Here is a 15789-nt window from a genome sequence, read left to right as displayed (position 1 = left end):
TCAGGCCGGAAAGGCTGTCGACAGAGTCCTAAGCGCCGCTCCTGGCGCGCCGGGGCGAACGAACCAAGAAGTCCACAGGAGGACACCAGTGGCGAAGGCGAAGTTCGAGCGGACTAAGCCGCACGTCAACATCGGCACCATTGGTCACATCGACCACGGTAAGACGACGCTGACGGCGGCCATCACCAAGGTCCTGCACGACCAGTTCCCGGACCTGAACCCGTACACGCCGTTCGACGAGATCGACAAGGCGCCGGAGGAGAAGGCCCGCGGCATCACGATCTCGATCGCACACGTCGAGTACCAGACCGAGGCGCGGCACTACGCGCACGTCGACTGCCCCGGTCACGCCGACTACATCAAGAACATGATCACCGGTGCCGCCCAGATGGACGGCGCGATCCTGGTGGTCGCGGCGACCGACGGCCCGATGCCGCAGACCCGCGAGCACGTGCTGCTGGCCCGCCAGGTTGGCGTGCCGTACATCGTCGTGGCGCTGAACAAGAGCGACATGGTCGACGACGAGGAGCTGCTGGAGCTCGTCGAGCTTGAGGTCCGCGAGCTGCTCTCGTCGCAGGAGTACCCGGGCGACGACCTGCCGGTCGTGCGCGTCTCGGCGCTGAAGGCCCTGGAGGGCGACCCGGAGTGGACCGGGAAGCTGATGGACCTGATGAACGCCGTCGACACCGCGATCCCGCAGCCGGAGCGCGAGACCGAGAAGCCGTTCCTGATGCCGATCGAGGACGTCTTCACGATCACCGGTCGTGGCACCGTCGTCACCGGTCGCGCCGAGCGCGGCATCCTCAAGCCGAACGAGGAGGTGGAGATCGTCGGTATCCGCGAGAAGTCGCAGAAGACGGTCTGCACCGGCATCGAGATGTTCCGCAAGCTGCTCGACGAGGCCCGTGCGGGTGAGAACGTCGGTCTGCTGCTGCGCGGCATCAAGCGCGAGGACGTCGAGCGCGGCATGGTGGTCGTCAAGCCGGGCACCACGACCCCGCACACGGAGTTCGAGGCGACGGTCTACATCCTCTCCAAGGAGGAGGGCGGCCGGCACACCCCGTTCTTCCAGAACTACCGTCCGCAGTTCTACTTCCGGACCACGGACGTCACCGGTGTCGTCACCCTCCCCGAGGGCACCGAGATGGTCATGCCGGGCGACAACACCACGATGACCGTGAAGCTGATCCAGCCCATCGCGATGGAGGAAAACCTCAAGTTCGCGATCCGGGAGGGTGGCCGTACGGTCGGCGCTGGTCGCGTCACCAAGATCATCAAGTGAGCTGGGTAACCCCGATTAGACCCGCCGCCGGTCGTGCGGCATACTAGTCAGGTTGCGTAACGACAGTTCGCCGCCCGTGTTCGGCTTCCGCTGAACCTCCGGGTAGGCAGAGCAGTCGGGCGTGGGGTGGTTGGCGGCCCGTCCGTCAACCACCCTCGCGCGGCGTTCAGGTCGCCTCAGTGCGATCGGCGCTTGGACCCACCGCGGTCAGGATCGCTCCGGTATCCCGGGGCGGAGCCTGGCCCCAGGGCGCGACACGCCCGACCGCGGGGGTGGGCGAAGAGGGTCTGTGCCAGCCGGCACAGACACCCGCAACACAGCGGCATCGAGAGAAGGAACAGAAGCCACCATGGCGGGACAGAAGATCCGCATCCGGCTCAAGGCCTATGACCACGAGGTCGTCGACTCCTCGGCTCGGAAGATCGTCGAGACGGTGACGCGTACCGGGGCGCAGGTCGCGGGCCCGGTGCCGCTGCCCACGGAGATCAACCGTTTCTGCGTCATCCGCTCGCCGCACAAGTACAAGGACTCGCGCGAGCACTTCGAGATGCGTACGCACAAGCGACTGATCGACATCATCGACCCGACCCCGAAGACGGTCGACTCGCTCATGCGCCTCGACCTGCCGGCTGGCGTCGACATCGAGATCAAGCTGTAGGGACCGGACACATGGACAGGCAAGTAAAGGGGATCCTGGGCGCGAAGCTCGGCATGACCCAGGTCTGGGACAACAACCGTGTTGTCCCGGTGACCGTGGTTCAGGCCGGCCCCTGCGTCATCACCCAGGTTCGTGACGCCGACAAGGACGGTTACTCCGCGGTCCAGCTGGCGTACGGGACGATCGACCCGCGGAAGGCGAAGAAGCCGCTGCGTGGGCACTACGCCAAGGCTGACGTGGCGCCGCGCCGGCACATCGTCGAGCTGCGCACCAGCGACGCCGCGGACTACTCGCTCGGCCAGGAAGTCACGGTCGAGGAGTTCCCGGCCGGTGTCTCGATCGACGTGACCGGCAAGACCAAGGGCAAGGGCTACGCCGGCCCGATGAAGCGGCACGGCTTCCACGGTCTGCGCGCCAGCCACGGTGTCGAGCGCAAGCACCGCTCGCCGGGCTCGATCGGCGCCTGCGCCACCCCGGGTCGCGTCTTCAAGGGCACCCGGATGGCCGGCCGCATGGGCGGCGTGCGCTACACCGTGCAGAACCTGACCGTCCAGGCGGTCGACACCGAGAACAATCTCCTGCTCGTCCGTGGCGCCATCCCCGGCCCCAAGGGCGCGCTGGTACTGGTCCGTACCGCGGCCAAGGCCAAGGCGAAGAAGGGCGGTGTGGGCAAGTGACCACCGTTGACGTCCTCAACTCCGAGGGCACCAAGACCGGCTCGGTCGAGCTGCCCGCCGACATCTTCGACGCGCAGGCCAACATCGCGCTGATGCACCAGGTCGTCGTGGCGCAGCTGGCTGCCGCTCGGCAGGGCACCCACAAGACCAAGACCCGGGGCGAGGTTGCCGGCGGCGGCAAGAAGCCGTACAAGCAGAAGGGCACCGGTCGTGCCCGGCAGGGCTCGATCCGCGCACCGCAGTTCGCCGGCGGTGGCGTGGTCCACGGCCCGGTGCCGCGCGACTACAGCCAGCGCACCCCGAAGAAGATGAAGGCCGCCGCGCTGCGTGGTGCCCTGTCGGACCGGGCGCGTGCCGGGCAGGTGCACGTCGTCGAGGCGTTCGTCTCGGGCGAGAAGCCGTCGACCAAGGCGGCCCTGACCGCGCTCGCCAAGCTGACCACCGCCCGGCGGGTGCTGGTCGTGCTGAGCAGCACCGACGAGCTGAACTGGGTGTCGCTGCGCAACGAGCCGCGGGTGCACCTGATCGAGGCCGGCCAGCTCAACACGTACGACGTGCTGGTGGCCGACGATGTGGTCTTCACCAAGGAGGCCCTGGACGAGTTCCTGGGCGTGCCGGCCGAGACCACCGAGGAGGGTGGCAAGTGAGCACGATCGCCGATCCGCGCGACATCATCGTCGCGCCGGTCGTCTCGGAGAAGAGCTACAGCGAGCTGAACCGCAACTGGTACACCTTCCTGGTGCACCCGGACGCGAACAAGACGGCGATCAAGATCGCTATCGAGCAGATCTTCAACGTCCGTGTCCTGACGGTCAACACGCTCAACCGCGAGGGCAAGCGCAAGCGGACCCGTACCGGGTTCGGTAAGCGCAAGGACACCAAGCGGGCGATGGTGAAGCTGGCTGAGGGCGACCGCATCGAGGCCTTCGGCGGCCCGGTCAGCTGAGGGGTGTAGACAATGGCTATCCGTAAGTACAAGCCGACGACGCCGGGCCGGCGTGGCTCCAGCGTCGCCGACTTCGCCGAGATCACCCGGTCGACTCCCGAGAAGTCGCTGCTGGTCCCGCTGCCCAAGAAGGGCGGCCGGAACGTGCACGGCCGGATCACCGCTCGTCACCAGGGTGGCGGCCACAAGCGGCAGTACCGGCTGATCGACTTCAAGCGGGTCGACAAGGACGGCGTGCCGGCCAAGGTCGCGCACATCGAGTACGACCCGAACCGCACGGCGCGGATCGCGCTGCTGCACTACGCCGACGGCGAGAAGCGGTACATCATCGCGCCGAAGGACCTGAAGCAGGGCGACACGGTGGAGTCGGGCCCGAGCGCCGACATCAAGCCGGGCAACAACCTGCCGCTGCGCAACATCCCGGTCGGTACCACGATCCACAACGTGGAGCTGCGTCCGGGCGGTGGCGCCAAGCTGGCTCGCTCGGCCGGCGTCGGCATCCAGCTGCTCGGCCGGGAGGGCGCGTACGCGACCCTGCGTATGCCGTCCGGCGAGATCCGGCGGGTGGACGTGCGCTGCCGCGCCAGCGTCGGTGAGATCGGCAACGCCGACCAGTCGAACATCAACTGGGGTAAGGCCGGCCGGATGCGGTGGAAGGGCAAGCGCCCGACCGTCCGTGGTGTCGCCATGAACCCGGTCGACCACCCGCACGGTGGTGGTGAGGGCAAGACCTCCGGTGGTCGCCACCCGGTCAACCCGCAGGGTAAGCCCGAGGGCCGCACCCGTCGTAAGGGCCAGCCGAGTGACCGGCTGATCGTCCGCCGTCGCTACGCCACGCGTAAGCGCGGCTGAGGGAGATAAGACATGCCTCGCAGCCTGAAGAAGGGCCCGTTCATCGACGACCACCTGCTCAAGAAGGTGGAGACGCAGAACGAGAAGGGCTCGAAGAACGTCATCAAGACCTGGTCGCGCCGCTCGACGATCATCCCGGAGATGCTCGGGCACACGATCGCCGTGCACGACGGACGTAAGCACGTCCCGGTGTTCGTGACCGAGGCGATGGTCGGGCACAAGCTCGGCGAGTTCGCGCTGACCCGCACGTTCAAGGGTCACGAAAAGGACGACCGGAAGAGCCGCCGGCGCTGACGCCGCGGGCATACGGATAGAGGATCAAGGGGTTACAGCGATGCCAGGAAAGGGCGACGCTCCGGTGCTTCCGGGCGCGCGGGCGGTTGCGCGGCACGTGCGCATCTCGCCGATGAAGGCGCGCCGGGTGGTCAACCTCGTCCGCGGCCTGCCCGCGAAGGAGGCGCTCACGGTGCTGCAGTTCGCGCCGCAGGCTGCGAGCGAGCAGGTGTACAAGGTGCTCGCGAGCGCGATCGCCAACGCGGAGAACAACGAGCGGCTGGACCCCGACGCGCTGCTCGTCAGCGAGGCGTTCGTGGACGAGGGCCCGACGATGAAGCGGTTCCAGCCACGGGCGCAGGGCCGGGCGTACCGGATCCGTAAGCGCACCTGCCACATCACCGTGGCGGTCGAGGCGGTCGCGCCGGCCGCGCCGAGGAAGTCGGCGAACAAGGCGGCTCCGGCGAAGCAGACCGCGCCGGCCGAGACGCAGAGCAACACGGAGGGCGCCGAGTAATGGGTCAGAAGGTTCACCCGCACGGGTTCCGGCTCGGCATCTCGACCGACTGGAAGTCCCGCTGGTTCGCGGACAAGCTCTACAAGGACTACATCGGCGAGGATGTCAAGATCCGCCGGATGATGTCCAAGGGGCTGGAGCGCGCCGGCATCTCCAAGGTCGACATCGAGCGCACCCGCGACCGGGTCCGCGTCGACATCCACACCGCCCGGCCGGGCATCGTCATCGGCCGTAAGGGTGCCGAGGCCGACCGGATCCGCGGCGAGTTGGAGAAGCTCACCGGCAAGCAGGTGCAGCTGAACATCATCGAGGTGAAGAACCCCGAGTCGGACGCGCAGCTGGTCGCCCAGGGCGTGGCCGAGCAGCTCTCCAGCCGGGTCAGCTTCCGTCGCGCGATGCGCAAGGCGATGCAGTCGGCGATGAAGAACCCGATGTGCAAGGGCATCCGGGTGCAGGTCTCGGGTCGCCTCGGCGGCGCCGAGATGAGCCGCACGGAGTTCTACCGCGAGGGTCGGGTTCCGCTGCACACGCTGCGGGCCAACATCGAGTACGGCTTCTTCGAGGCCCGTACCACCTTCGGCCGCATCGGCGTGAAGGTCTGGATCTACAAGGGCGACGCGGTGCCGGGTCGGGAGACTCCGGCCGAGGCACCGTCGCGCCCGCGCCGGGAGCGCGGTGACCGGCCCGAGCGGCCGCGCCGTGGTCGGTCGGGTTCGTCCGGCACGACCTCCGGTGGCACCGAGGCCGGCCGGGCTGCCGCGACGACCGTCGCGCAGCAGGCCGAGACGCCGAGTGGCGAGCCGGTCGACAGCGCTGCTGTCGCGGCTGCGGCTTCGGCTCCGGCAGAAACGCAGCAGGAGGGCTGACAGATGCTGATGCCGCGCAAGCCCCCGAAGGGCTTCCGCAAGCCGCACCACCCGGACCGCAGCGGCGCGTCCAAGGGCGGCAACCGGGTGGTGTTCGGCGAGTTCGGGATCCAGGCTCTGGAACCGGCGTACGTGACCAACCGGCAGATCGAGTCGGCGCGTATCGCGATGACCCGCCACATCAAGCGTGGCGGCAAGGTCTGGATCACCATCTTCCCGGACCAGGCCCTCACCAAGAAGCCGGCGGAAACCCGGATGGGTTCCGGTAAGGGCTCGCCCGAGTGGTGGGTCGCGAACGTCAAGCCCGGGCGGGTTCTCTTCGAGATGTCCTTCCCGAACGAGCAGATCGCGCGAGAGGCGATGCGTCGCGCGATCCACAAGCTCCCGATGAAGTGCCGCATTGTTACGCGCGAAGTGGGTGAATCCTGATGGCAGCGGGCGTTAAGGCCTCCGAGCTGCGTGAGCTCTCCGAGGAGGAGCTGGTCACGAAGCTGCGCGAGGCCAAGGCGGAGCTGTTCAACCTCCGCGTGCAGGCCGCAACCGGGCAGCTGGACAACAACCGGCGGCTGCAGGTCATCCGTCGGGAGATTGCCCGGATCTACACGATCATGCGTGAGCGTGAGCTGGGGCTCTCGGCCGCGCCGACTGAGGTGACTGCAGGATGAGCGAGAACACGACCCCCACCAAGCCGCGGGGCCGCCGTAAGGTCCGCGAGGGCCTCGTGGTCAGCGACAAGATGGAAAAGACCGTCGTGGTCGAGGTCGAGGACCGGGTCAAGCACGCGCTGTACGGCAAGATCATGCGCCGGACCAGCAAGCTCAAGGTCCACGACGAGCAGAACTCGGCCGGCATCGGCGACCGTGTCCTGATCATGGAGACCCGGCCGCTCTCCGCCACCAAGCGGTGGCGGCTCGTGGAGATCCTCGAGAAGGCCAAGTAGCGAAGGCTCGAGCTCGGCCCAGACGGTCGGGCGCAGGTTCCGCCAGGCTCCGGCCGCCCCGGCGGCCGGAGAACCGGCAGACATAGGAGATAGACGTGATTCAGCAGGAGTCGCGACTGCGCGTCGCCGACAACACGGGTGCCCGGGAGATCCTGTGCATCCGGGTTCTCGGTGGCTCCGGTCGGCGCTACGCGAGCATCGGCGACGTCATCGTGGCCACCGTCAAGGACGCGATCCCGGGTGCCGGTGTGAAGAAGGGCGACGTGGTCAAGGCCGTCGTCGTCCGCACCGCCAAGGAGAAGCGGCGGCCGGACGGTTCGTACATCCGCTTCGACGAGAACGCCGCCGTCATCATCAAGGACGGCGGGGACCCGCGCGGTACCCGTATCTTCGGCCCGGTCGGCCGTGAGCTGCGGGACAAGCGGTTCATGAAGATCATCTCTCTCGCGCCGGAGGTGTTGTGACCGTGAAGGTCAAGAAGGGCGACACGGTCGTCGTCATCGCCGGCAAGGACAAGGGTGCCAAGGGTAAGGTCATCGCGGCCTACCCGCGGCAGGACAAGGTCCTGGTCGAGGGCGTGAACCGGATCAAGAAGCACACTCGCATCAGCACCACCCAGCGTGGCGCCAAGACCGGTGGCATCGTCACCCAGGAGGCCCCGATCCACGTTTCGAACGTGATGGTCGTGGACTCCGACGGCAAGCCGACCCGCGTCGGTTACCGGATCGACGAGAACGGCCAGAAGGTTCGCATCGCGCGTAGCACCGGTAAGGACCTGTGATGACCACGGCTACCGAAACCAAGACGATGCCGCGCCTCAAGGAGCGGTACCGCAACGAGATCATCGCCCAGCTGCGCGAGCAGTACGAGTACGGCAACCCGATGCAGGTGCCGCGGCTGGTCAAGATCGTCGTGAACATGGGTGTGGGCGAGGCCGCCCGGGACGCCAAGCTCATCGACGGTGCGGTCCGCGACCTGGCCACCATCACCGGTCAGAAGCCGCAGGTCCGGCGGGCGACGAAGTCCATCGCGCAGTTCAAGCTGCGGGAAGGCATGCCGATCGGCGCGAAGGTGACCCTGCGCGGCGACCGGATGTGGGAGTTCCTGGACCGGCTGCTGTCCATCGCGCTGCCGCGTATCCGTGACTTCCGCGGCCTCGACGGGCGCAAGCTCGACGGGCACGGCAACTACACGTTCGGTCTGACCGAGCAGTCGGTGTTCCACGAGATCGACCAGGACAAGATCGATCGCCAGCGGGGCATGGACATCACGGTGGTTACGACCGCCACGACCGACGACGAGGGCCGGGCGCTGCTGAAGCTCCTGGGCTTCCCGTTCAAGGAGAACTGAGATGGCCAAGAAGGCGCTGATCCTCAAGGCGGCCGCGAAGCCGAAGTTCTCGGTTCGCGCGTACACCCGCTGCCAGCGGTGCGGGCGTCCCAAGGCGGTCTACCGCAAGTTCGGGCTCTGCCGGGTGTGTATCCGGGAGATGGCCCACCGCGGTGAGCTGCCCGGCGTGTCCAAGGCTTCCTGGTAATAGCCCGGCGCGCTCCGGCGCGTCAGCTGGACTGTCTCTTCGCCGTAGGCCTGCGACGTGTCGCGGGAACCCCGGCGAGAAAGGTTGACGAGTTTTCATGACGATGACCGACCCGATCGCAGACATGCTCACGCGTCTGCGTAACGCCAACCAGGCGTACCACGACCGGGTGACGATGCCGTACTCGAAGATCAAGGCGAACATCGCCGAGGTCCTCAAGTCCGAGGGCTACATCGCCACCTGGGCAGTCGAGGAGCCCGAGGAGGGTGCCGTCGGCAAGCGACTGGTCGTCGAGCTGAAGTACGGCCAGAACCGGGAGCGGAGCCTGGCCGGTATCAAGCGCGTCTCCAAGCCCGGTCTGCGGGTGTACGCCAAGTCGGACGGGCTCCCCCGGGTGCTCGGTGGGCTGGGCGTGGCGATCATTTCGACGTCCCAGGGACTGCTCACCGACCGGCAGGCCCGCAAGCGGAGCGTTGGCGGGGAAGTCCTCGCCTTCGTCTGGTAACGGGAGACAGGTAGAAATGTCGCGTATTGGACGTAAGTCGATCCCGGTGCCATCCGGAGTCGACGTGACGATCGACGGCCGGACCGTCAAGGTCAAGGGCCCCAAGGGCGAGCTGTCGCACACCCTGGCCGAGCCGATCACCATCGAGCGGGCCGAGGACGGGCAACTGAGCGTCAACCGCCCGAACGACGAGCGCAAGGCCAAGGAACTGCACGGCCTGAGCCGTACCCTGGTCGCCAACATGATCGTCGGGGTCACCGAGGGCTACCGTAAGAGCCTGGAGATCGCCGGCACGGGTTACCGGGTCACCGCCAAGGGCAAGGACCTGGAGTTCGCGCTCGGGTTCTCGCACCCGGTGCAGGTGCAGGCGCCCGAGGGCATCACCTTCACGGTGGAGCGCCCGACGCTGTTCCACGTGGCCGGCATCGACAAGCAACTCGTCGGTGAGGTCGCCGCCAACATCCGGAAGATTCGCCCGCCGGAGCCCTACAAGGGCAAGGGCGTGAAGTACCAGGGCGAAGTCATCCGACGCAAGGCCGGAAAGGCAGGTAAGAAGTGAGCGCCACGCTGCTCAAGCGCCGCCGCGGCGTCGCCGCCAAGCGTGCCGTCGGGCGGGCGCGGCGGCACTTCCGAGTGCGCAAGAACGTCAGCGGCACCGCCGCGCGTCCCCGCCTGGTGGTCACCCGTTCGCTGCGGCACATCGTCGCCCAGATCGTGGACGACACCAAGGGTCACACCTTGGCGTCGGCCTCGACCCTGGACGCCTCGGTGCGCGGTACGGAGGGCGACAAGAGCGCCCTGGCTGGCAAGGTCGGCACCCTGCTGGCCGAGCGGGCCAAGGCCGCTGGCATCTCCAAGGTCGTCTTCGACCGCGGCGGCAACCGGTACGCGGGGCGGGTCGCCGCGCTCGCCGACGCCGCCCGCGAAGCCGGGCTCGAGTTCTGACAATCCCCGTCACGAGAGAGAAGGAAGGCTGCTGATGCCAGGTCAACAGCGCCGTGGCGGCGGGTCCGGTGGCAACGAGGGTGGTCGCCGCGACAACCGCCGTGAGGGCGGCCGCGGAAACGCGCCCGCCGAGAAGACCCCGCACCTCGAGCGGGTCGTCGCGATCAACCGCGTCGCCAAGGTCGTGAAGGGTGGTCGTCGCTTCAGCTTCACCGCCCTGGTGATCGTGGGCGACGGCGACGGCACCGTGGGCGTGGGCTACGGAAAGGCCAAGGAGGTGCCCGCGGCGATCGCCAAGGGCGTCGAGGAGGCCAAGAAGCACTTCTTCAAGGTGCCGCGGATCGGTTCCTCGATCCCGCACCCGGTCACGGGCGAGGACGCCGCCGGGGTGGTGCTGCTCAAGCCGGCCTCCGCCGGTACGGGTGTCATCGCGGGTGGCCCGGTCCGTGCCGTGCTGGAGTGCGCGGGCATCCACGACGTGCTCTCCAAGAGCCTCGGCTCGTCGAACCCGATCAACATCGTGCACGCCACCGTGGCCGCGCTGAAGGGGCTGGAGTCCCCGGAGGCCGTTGCCGCGCGGCGGGGCCTGCCGGTGGAAGACGTCGCGCCGGCGGCCATGCTGGCCTCGCGGGCGGAGGTGGCGTCCTGATGGCACGGCTCAAGGTCACCCAGGTCCGTTCCGAGATCGGGACCAAGCGCAACCAGCGGGAGTCGCTGCGTTCGCTCGGTCTCAAGCGGATCAATGACGTGGTGGTCAAGGAGGACCGGCCCGAGATTCGCGGCATGATCTTCACGGTCAACCACCTCGTGAAGGTCGAGGAGGTCGAGTAATGACGATCAAGGTCCATCACCTGCGTCCGGCGCCGGGTGCCAAGACCGCGAAGACCCGTGTGGGTCGCGGTGAGGGCTCCAAGGGCAAGACCGCCGGTCGCGGTACCAAGGGTTCGAAGGCCCGGAAGAACATCTCGGCGGCGTTCGAGGGTGGGCAGATGCCCATCCACATGCGCCTGCCGAAGCTGAAGGGCTTCAAGAACAAGTTCAAGGTGGTCTTCCAGGTCGTGAACCTGGACCGCCTGGCCGAGCTGTTCCCCAACGGTGGCCAGGTCGGCCCGACCGAACTGGTCGAGGCCGGCGCGGTCCGCAAGGGGCAGCCGGTGAAGATCCTCGGCACCGGGGACCTCGGCGGAGTGGCGCTCCAGGTGTCGGCGCACGCGTTCAGCGCGTCGGCCAAGGAGAAGATCACGGCTGCCGGCGGTTCGACGACCGAGCTGTAGAGCGGTTTTACCCATGGCGCCCGCCAGTTGATCCCAGCTGGCGGGCGCCATGGTCTACAACGGGCCTTCGCGCCCGGTAACATCGGATTCGGTTTATGTAGCCGGGCACATCTGCCCGGACCGGGATCGGGCTGTTAGAGTCCCTTCCCAGCCATGGATATCGGGCACTTGCCCGGAACCCACCCCGATCCGCCAGGGACGACCGGCGGCCCGCCTCGCGCAGGAGGAAGAAGTTGCTGTCCGCCTTTCTCAGTGCGTTCCGTACGCCTGACCTGCGCAAGAAGCTGCTGTTCACAGTCGGCATCATCGCGATCTACCGGCTCGGCGCCACGGTGCCCAGCCCGGGCGTCTCGTACGGCAACGTGCAGAAGTGCCTGGAGACCCTTGAAGGCTCCACAGGCGTACTGAACCTGCTCGATCTCTTCTCCGGCGGCGCGCTGCTGCAGCTGTCGATCTTTGCGCTGGGCATCATGCCCTACATCACCGCGTCGATCATCCTGCAGCTGCTGACGGTGGTCATTCCCCGGCTCGAGCAGCTCCGCAAGGAGGGCCAGGCCGGCCAGGCGAAGATCACCCAGTACACCCGCTATCTGACGCTGGGGCTGGGTGTCCTGCAGGCCTCGGCGTTCGTGGCGCTGGCCCGCTCCGGGCAGCTGTTCAACAACCAGTGCAACGAGGAGATCATCCCGACCGGCACCGGCATTCCGGACTGGCTGACCCTGTCCATCCTGGTGATGACGATGACCGCCGGCACCGGCATGGTCATGTGGCTCGGTGAGCTGATCACCGACCGCGGCGTCGGCAACGGCATGTCCGTCCTGATCTTCACCTCGATCGCGGCCCGGCTCCCCAGCGAGGGCTGGCGGATCAAGGAGAGCCAGGGCTGGTGGAAGTTCATGCTCGTCATCGCCCTGGTGCTGGTGGTCATCACCGCGGTGACCTTCATCGAGCAGGCGCAGCGCCGCATCCCGGTGCAGTACGCCAAGCGCATGATCGGCCGGCGGATGTACGGCGGCACCTCGACCTACATCCCGCTCAAGGTCAACCAGGCGGGTGTGATCCCGGTCATCTTCGGCTCGTCGCTGCTCTACCTGCCGCAGCTGGCCTTGCAGTTCTTCGACCAGAACGACCCGGGCAAGACCCAGGCGTGGATCCAGAACAACCTGGTCGACCCGACCAGCCCGATCTACATCGCGGTCTACTTCCTGCTGATCATCTTCTTCACGTACTTCTACGTCTCGATCACGTTCAACCCGACCGAGGTCGCGGACAACATGAAGAAGTACGGCGGCTTCGTGCCGGGCATCCGCCCCGGTAAGCCGACCGCCGACTACCTGGACTTCATCCTCAGTCGCATCACCCTGCCGGGTGCGCTGTACCTCGCGATCATCTCGATCCTGCCGAACTTCTTCTTCATCTGGCTGGACCGGCAGCAGTACCTCAACTTCCCGTTCGGTGGTACCGCAGTGCTGATCATGGTCGGCGTGGCTCTGGAGACGAGCAAGCAGATCGAGAGCCAACTGATGCAGCGGAACTACGAAGGGTTCCTGCGGTAGATGAGACTGGTTCTGGTTGGCCCGCCGGGTGCGGGCAAGGGCACACAGGCGGAGTTCATCGCCGCGCACCTGTCCGTGCCGAAGATCTCGACCGGCGACATCTTCCGGGCCAACGTGTCCCAGGGCACCCCGCTCGGCGTCGAGGCCAAGCGATACATGGACGCCGGCAAGCTGGTCCCGGACGAGGTCACCATCAACATGGTGCGGGACCGGCTCGCTGAGCCGGACGCCGCCGAGGGCTTCCTGCTCGACGGTTTCCCGCGTACCACCCCGCAGGCCGCCGCGCTGGACAAGCTCCTCGCCGATCTCGGAACCGCGCTGGACATCGTGCTCGAACTGGTCGTCGACGACGACGAGGTGATCCGCCGGCTCTCCGGCCGGCGTACCTGCCGGGGCTGCGGCAAGATCTGGCATGTCGAGTTCGATCCGACCAGCCGGGAAAGCATCTGCGACCGGTGCGGCGCGGAGCTGTTCCAGCGGGACGACGACAAGCCGGAGACGATCGCCGCCCGACTGCGGGAGTACGCCGAGAAGACCGCGCCGCTGGTGGACTACTACGGCGCGCAGGGCAAGCTGGTCGGCATCGACGCCACCGGCCCGGTGGAGGACGTCACGGTCCGCGCCATCGACGCCCTTCGCTCGTACGGGGGCTGAGGTCGCCCGGCTGCCAGCCGGATAGAGTGCTAACAGCGGGGTACGCCGGTCGTACCTCGCTGTTTCGGCAACGAAAGGTAGCGCCTCCATGCGTCGTCCCCAGCTGGACATCCAGCTGAAGACTCCTGAGCAGATCGAGAAGATGCGGGCCGCCGGCCTCGTGGTCGCGGAGGCGCTTCGCCGGATGCGGGAGGCGGTGGCCCCGGGCGTGAGCACCGCCGACCTGGATGCGATCGCCGAGACGACGATTCGTGCCGCGGGCGCGGTCCCGTCCTTCCAGGGCTACCACGGGTTCCCGGCGTCGATCTGCTCCTCGGTCAACGAGCAGATCGTGCACGCCATCCCGTCGCCGAAGCAGGTCCTCGCCGACGGTGACCTGATCTCGATCGACTGCGGCGCGGTGCTCGACGGGTGGCACGGCGACGCGGCGATCACGGTCGGCGTGGGCGAGGTCGATCCGGCGCTGCTGCGGATGGCCGAGGTCGCCGAGGACGCGATGTGGGCCGGGATCGCTGCGGCCGCTCGCGGTGCCGCTGGGGGCAAGGGTCGGCTGACCGACATCTCGCATGCGGTGGAACGTGCGATCCGTAAGGCGGGGCGCTACGGCATCGTCGACGGCTACGGCGGTCACGGCATCGGTACGGAGATGCATCAGGACCCGCACGTGCTCAACCACGGGCGGCCGGGCAAGGGGCCCCGGTTGGTGCCGGGGCTGGCGCTGGCCATCGAGCCGATGATCACCATGGGGTCCCCGCGTACGGCGGAACTCGCCGACGGCTGGACCGTCGTCACCCGCGACGGATCGCGTGCCGCGCATGTCGAGCACACCATGGCCCTGCTGCCCGACGGGGTGTGGGTGCTTACCGCGCAGGACGGCGGCCGGGCCCGCCTGGGCGACCTGGTCACCGCCCGCCAGCCGAGCGCCACGCCGGCCGGCTAACGCGGGCGGCCACAGCGGGCCCCGACATTGCCGGGGACCGCGCTGGAGCGGGTGCCAGGGCGGTGCTGGCACTGCGGTGGCATGCTTGCCGGCATGGACGAGCGGGACGCTATGCGAGCAGCGGACGCCGACCGTCAGGCGGTCGCCGAACGACTCCGGGTGGCGCTCGACGAGGGGCGACTCGACCTGCACGAGTACGACGAGCGGTTGCAGCGGGCCTATGCCGCCCGCACCTACGCCGAACTCGACGCCCTCGTCAGTGACCTGCCGGTGCCCGGCGGCGCGGTGCTGCCGACGCCTCGGCAGCCGAACGTCCCGGTGCCGGCCGAGGCCGGACGCGGGCCCACCGCGCGCTGGCTGGTCGAGGTATGGGAACCCTGGCTGAAGGTGGTCGGGATCGTGGTGACGGTCTGGGCCGTCAGCTCGCTGGCGGCCGGTGAGGTGCTCTACTTCTGGCCGGGCTGGGTCGCGGGTCCGTGGGGTGCGGTGGTGCTGGTGCGTACCGTCACCGGGCTGACCAGTGGTGAGCCGGCGCGTTGGGCAGCCGAGCGGGAGCGCCGCCGGCAGCGGAAGGCGGAGAAGCGGGCGCTCAAGCGTGAGCGTAAGGCCGTGGGCCAGCAGCAGCCCGGCATCGCTGGCGCCCCTGGAGCCGGCGCGGCGGCCGAGCAGGCGGTGCAGCAGGCGAACGGCGTCACCGAAGCCGCACCAGCGGCCGAGAGCGGCCGCACCGAAGGTGGGCGGCCGACCCGCGACGGCGGCACCCACGGCACCGCCGGGGCACCGGTGAGTGAGCCGACGCGGGGACCTGACCGGGGTGATGTGGGCTGAACGTCCCGTTTCCTGGACCTGGTTGAGCCTAGGTGGCAGGTCGGTTTGGCGACCGCGTGCAGGCGGGCGTACACTTTCTGATCGGCGCGCAGCGTCCACTCCGTCATGCCCACCAGCGCTTCGGTGGGACGCGGAGCCGCGGCTGGCGCGGGAAGCCTGATCTTGGTCAAGCACCCGTGTAAGACGTTGTGGGCCGTCCGGAGCAACCGACGTCAGGACAGCGGAGGACATGCCGAAAAAAGACGGAGCCATCGAGATCGAAGGTCGGGTCATCGAGCCCCTGCCGAACGCTATGTTCCGGGTGGAGCTCGCCAACGGCCACAAGGTGCTGGCTCACATCAGCGGCAAGATGCGGCAGCACTACATCCGCATCCTGCCGGAGGATCGGGTCGTCGTCGAACTTTCGCCGTACGACCTGACCCGCGGGCGCATCGTCTACCGCTACAAGTAAGCCTGACGGCGGCCGGGAAACGTCCCGTGTCCGTCTTCGACGTCCGGTGTCGCGCCTCGTGATGCCGGGCCAGATGGGAAGTAAGGCA

26 protein-coding genes and 1 pseudogene are annotated in these 15789 nt (G+C 68.0%); all 27 read left to right on the top strand.

Going from position 1 to position 15789, the window contains the following annotated elements; all coding sequences use genetic code 11:
- The first annotated feature begins 88 nt into the window (after nt 1–88).
- The 27 genes and pseudogenes from tuf (at nt 89) to infA (ending at nt 15701) form a co-directional block, all read left to right on the top strand.
- Nucleotides 89–1282 carry an elongation factor Tu gene (gene tuf, locus Vse01_RS05815; RefSeq protein ID WP_093403606.1) on the top strand — a complete coding sequence of 398 codons (1194 nt, stop codon included), beginning with the start codon at nt 89–91 and terminating at the stop codon, nt 1280–1282.
- A gap of 349 nt (nt 1283–1631) precedes the next feature.
- Nucleotides 1632–1940 (top strand): 30S ribosomal protein S10, encoded by a 309-nt coding sequence (rpsJ, locus tag Vse01_RS05810; RefSeq protein WP_007073037.1) that lies wholly within the window; start codon nt 1632–1634, stop codon nt 1938–1940.
- 11 nt (nt 1941–1951) lie between these two features.
- Nucleotides 1952–2617: a 50S ribosomal protein L3 gene (gene rplC / locus Vse01_RS05805; RefSeq protein WP_093403607.1), complete on the top strand. Its 666-nt coding sequence runs from the start codon at nt 1952–1954 to the stop codon at nt 2615–2617.
- Nucleotides 2614–3264: a 50S ribosomal protein L4 gene (gene rplD / locus Vse01_RS05800; RefSeq protein WP_093403609.1), complete on the top strand. Its 651-nt coding sequence runs from the start codon at nt 2614–2616 to the stop codon at nt 3262–3264. Before rplC ends, rplD begins: the two co-directional genes overlap by 4 nt.
- Complete coding sequence (gene rplW, locus Vse01_RS05795) at nt 3261–3563, top strand: 50S ribosomal protein L23 (RefSeq protein ID WP_093403611.1); 303 nt, start codon at nt 3261–3263, stop codon at nt 3561–3563. Before rplD ends, rplW begins: the two co-directional genes overlap by 4 nt.
- Before the next feature lie 12 nt (nt 3564–3575).
- On the top strand, nt 3576–4415 hold the full coding sequence (rplB, locus tag Vse01_RS05790; RefSeq protein ID WP_093403613.1) for a 50S ribosomal protein L2: 840 nt from the start codon (nt 3576–3578) through the stop codon (nt 4413–4415).
- Between the two features lie 12 nt (nt 4416–4427).
- Nucleotides 4428–4709 (top strand): 30S ribosomal protein S19, encoded by a 282-nt coding sequence (gene rpsS / locus Vse01_RS05785; RefSeq protein WP_013735950.1) that lies wholly within the window; start codon nt 4428–4430, stop codon nt 4707–4709.
- Between the two features lie 40 nt (nt 4710–4749).
- Complete coding sequence (gene rplV / locus Vse01_RS05780; protein WP_093403614.1) at nt 4750–5205, top strand: 50S ribosomal protein L22; 456 nt, start codon at nt 4750–4752, stop codon at nt 5203–5205.
- On the top strand, nt 5205–6071 hold the full coding sequence (rpsC, locus tag Vse01_RS05775) for a 30S ribosomal protein S3 (protein WP_093403615.1): 867 nt from the start codon (nt 5205–5207) through the stop codon (nt 6069–6071). The genes rplV and rpsC overlap by 1 nt, the downstream gene beginning before the upstream one ends.
- Nucleotides 6072–6074: 3 nt before the next feature.
- Complete coding sequence (gene rplP, locus Vse01_RS05770; RefSeq protein ID WP_007465292.1) at nt 6075–6500, top strand: 50S ribosomal protein L16; 426 nt, start codon at nt 6075–6077, stop codon at nt 6498–6500.
- Entirely contained in the window at nt 6500–6736 is a 237-nt protein-coding gene (gene rpmC / locus Vse01_RS05765) for a 50S ribosomal protein L29 (RefSeq protein ID WP_076466662.1), read from the top strand. Before rplP ends, rpmC begins: the two co-directional genes overlap by 1 nt.
- Nucleotides 6733–7011 (top strand): 30S ribosomal protein S17, encoded by a 279-nt coding sequence (gene rpsQ, locus Vse01_RS05760; protein ID WP_093403616.1) that lies wholly within the window; start codon nt 6733–6735, stop codon nt 7009–7011. The genes rpmC and rpsQ overlap by 4 nt, the downstream gene beginning before the upstream one ends.
- Nucleotides 7012–7106: 95 nt before the next feature.
- Nucleotides 7107–7475 (top strand): 50S ribosomal protein L14, encoded by a 369-nt coding sequence (rplN, locus tag Vse01_RS05755; RefSeq protein ID WP_007073026.1) that lies wholly within the window; start codon nt 7107–7109, stop codon nt 7473–7475.
- Nucleotides 7472–7792 carry a 50S ribosomal protein L24 gene (rplX, locus tag Vse01_RS05750; protein ID WP_170863408.1) on the top strand — a complete coding sequence of 107 codons (321 nt, stop codon included), beginning with the start codon at nt 7472–7474 and terminating at the stop codon, nt 7790–7792. The genes rplN and rplX overlap by 4 nt, the downstream gene beginning before the upstream one ends.
- Nucleotides 7792–8361: a 50S ribosomal protein L5 gene (gene rplE, locus Vse01_RS05745; protein WP_093403618.1), complete on the top strand. Its 570-nt coding sequence runs from the start codon at nt 7792–7794 to the stop codon at nt 8359–8361. Before rplX ends, rplE begins: the two co-directional genes overlap by 1 nt.
- Nucleotide 8362: 1 nt before the next feature.
- Entirely contained in the window at nt 8363–8548 is a 186-nt protein-coding gene (locus Vse01_RS05740; RefSeq protein ID WP_007073023.1) for a type Z 30S ribosomal protein S14, read from the top strand.
- A gap of 97 nt (nt 8549–8645) precedes the next feature.
- Nucleotides 8646–9053, top strand: a complete 408-nt coding sequence (rpsH, locus tag Vse01_RS05735) for a 30S ribosomal protein S8 (RefSeq protein WP_093403619.1) — start codon at nt 8646–8648, stop codon at nt 9051–9053.
- Between the two features lie 16 nt (nt 9054–9069).
- Nucleotides 9070–9612, top strand: a complete 543-nt coding sequence (rplF, locus tag Vse01_RS05730; protein ID WP_093403620.1) for a 50S ribosomal protein L6 — start codon at nt 9070–9072, stop codon at nt 9610–9612.
- Nucleotides 9609–9998 carry a 50S ribosomal protein L18 gene (gene rplR, locus Vse01_RS05725; protein ID WP_093403621.1) on the top strand — a complete coding sequence of 130 codons (390 nt, stop codon included), beginning with the start codon at nt 9609–9611 and terminating at the stop codon, nt 9996–9998. The genes rplF and rplR overlap by 4 nt, the downstream gene beginning before the upstream one ends.
- Before the next feature lie 34 nt (nt 9999–10032).
- Nucleotides 10033–10647: a 30S ribosomal protein S5 gene (rpsE, locus tag Vse01_RS05720; protein WP_093403623.1), complete on the top strand. Its 615-nt coding sequence runs from the start codon at nt 10033–10035 to the stop codon at nt 10645–10647.
- Nucleotides 10647–10829 carry a 50S ribosomal protein L30 gene (gene rpmD, locus Vse01_RS05715; protein WP_018784560.1) on the top strand — a complete coding sequence of 61 codons (183 nt, stop codon included), beginning with the start codon at nt 10647–10649 and terminating at the stop codon, nt 10827–10829. The genes rpsE and rpmD overlap by 1 nt, the downstream gene beginning before the upstream one ends.
- A complete protein-coding gene (gene rplO / locus Vse01_RS05710; RefSeq protein ID WP_093403624.1) occupies nt 10829–11272 on the top strand; it encodes a 50S ribosomal protein L15 in 444 nt (147 codons plus the stop codon). The genes rpmD and rplO overlap by 1 nt, the downstream gene beginning before the upstream one ends.
- A gap of 233 nt (nt 11273–11505) precedes the next feature.
- Nucleotides 11506–12828, top strand: a complete 1323-nt coding sequence (secY, locus tag Vse01_RS05705) for a preprotein translocase subunit SecY (RefSeq protein WP_093403626.1) — start codon at nt 11506–11508, stop codon at nt 12826–12828.
- Nucleotides 12829–13482: an adenylate kinase gene (locus Vse01_RS05700; protein WP_093403627.1), complete on the top strand. Its 654-nt coding sequence runs from the start codon at nt 12829–12831 to the stop codon at nt 13480–13482.
- Nucleotides 13483–13570: 88 nt separating this feature from the next.
- Entirely contained in the window at nt 13571–14422 is an 852-nt protein-coding gene (gene map, locus Vse01_RS05695; protein ID WP_093403628.1) for a type I methionyl aminopeptidase, read from the top strand.
- Between the two features lie 93 nt (nt 14423–14515).
- Nucleotides 14516–15005 (top strand): annotated as a pseudogene (locus tag Vse01_RS05690) (DUF1707 SHOCT-like domain-containing protein); the annotation flags it as partial.
- Between the two features lie 474 nt (nt 15006–15479).
- On the top strand, nt 15480–15701 hold the full coding sequence (gene infA, locus Vse01_RS05685) for a translation initiation factor IF-1 (RefSeq protein WP_007073013.1): 222 nt from the start codon (nt 15480–15482) through the stop codon (nt 15699–15701).
- Nucleotides 15702–15789: the final 88 nt, after the last annotated feature.

Origin of the sequence: Micromonospora sediminimaris, from assembly GCF_016863575.1 — a bacterium.
In the GTDB taxonomy this organism is placed as follows: Bacteria; Actinomycetota; Actinomycetes; order Mycobacteriales; family Micromonosporaceae; genus Micromonospora; species Micromonospora sediminimaris.
The sequence above is the reverse complement of the archived record's forward strand: the minus strand, read 5'-3'. Positions and strand labels throughout refer to the sequence as shown.

Coding starts and splice junctions, on each gene's coding strand:
- rpmC (WP_076466662.1), top strand. CDS start 6,500: ATGGCAGCGGGCGTTAAGGCCTCCGAGCTGCGTGAGCTCTCCGAGGAG.
- rpsQ (WP_093403616.1), top strand. CDS start 6,733: ATGAGCGAGAACACGACCCCCACCAAGCCGCGGGGCCGCCGTAAGGTC.
- rplB (WP_093403613.1), top strand. CDS start 3,576: ATGGCTATCCGTAAGTACAAGCCGACGACGCCGGGCCGGCGTGGCTCC.
- infA (WP_007073013.1), top strand. CDS start 15,480: ATGCCGAAAAAAGACGGAGCCATCGAGATCGAAGGTCGGGTCATCGAG.
- rplF (WP_093403620.1), top strand. CDS start 9,070: ATGTCGCGTATTGGACGTAAGTCGATCCCGGTGCCATCCGGAGTCGAC.
- rplV (WP_093403614.1), top strand. CDS start 4,750: ATGCCAGGAAAGGGCGACGCTCCGGTGCTTCCGGGCGCGCGGGCGGTT.
- rpsH (WP_093403619.1), top strand. CDS start 8,646: ATGACGATGACCGACCCGATCGCAGACATGCTCACGCGTCTGCGTAAC.
- rplP (WP_007465292.1), top strand. CDS start 6,075: ATGCTGATGCCGCGCAAGCCCCCGAAGGGCTTCCGCAAGCCGCACCAC.
- rpsJ (WP_007073037.1), top strand. CDS start 1,632: ATGGCGGGACAGAAGATCCGCATCCGGCTCAAGGCCTATGACCACGAG.
- rpmD (WP_018784560.1), top strand. CDS start 10,647: ATGGCACGGCTCAAGGTCACCCAGGTCCGTTCCGAGATCGGGACCAAG.
- rpsE (WP_093403623.1), top strand. CDS start 10,033: ATGCCAGGTCAACAGCGCCGTGGCGGCGGGTCCGGTGGCAACGAGGGT.
- map (WP_093403628.1), top strand. CDS start 13,571: ATGCGTCGTCCCCAGCTGGACATCCAGCTGAAGACTCCTGAGCAGATC.
- rplO (WP_093403624.1), top strand. CDS start 10,829: ATGACGATCAAGGTCCATCACCTGCGTCCGGCGCCGGGTGCCAAGACC.
- rplE (WP_093403618.1), top strand. CDS start 7,792: ATGACCACGGCTACCGAAACCAAGACGATGCCGCGCCTCAAGGAGCGG.
- Vse01_RS05700 (WP_093403627.1), top strand. CDS start 12,829: ATGAGACTGGTTCTGGTTGGCCCGCCGGGTGCGGGCAAGGGCACACAG.
- Vse01_RS05740 (WP_007073023.1), top strand. CDS start 8,363: ATGGCCAAGAAGGCGCTGATCCTCAAGGCGGCCGCGAAGCCGAAGTTC.
- rpsC (WP_093403615.1), top strand. CDS start 5,205: ATGGGTCAGAAGGTTCACCCGCACGGGTTCCGGCTCGGCATCTCGACC.
- rpsS (WP_013735950.1), top strand. CDS start 4,428: ATGCCTCGCAGCCTGAAGAAGGGCCCGTTCATCGACGACCACCTGCTC.
- rplC (WP_093403607.1), top strand. CDS start 1,952: ATGGACAGGCAAGTAAAGGGGATCCTGGGCGCGAAGCTCGGCATGACC.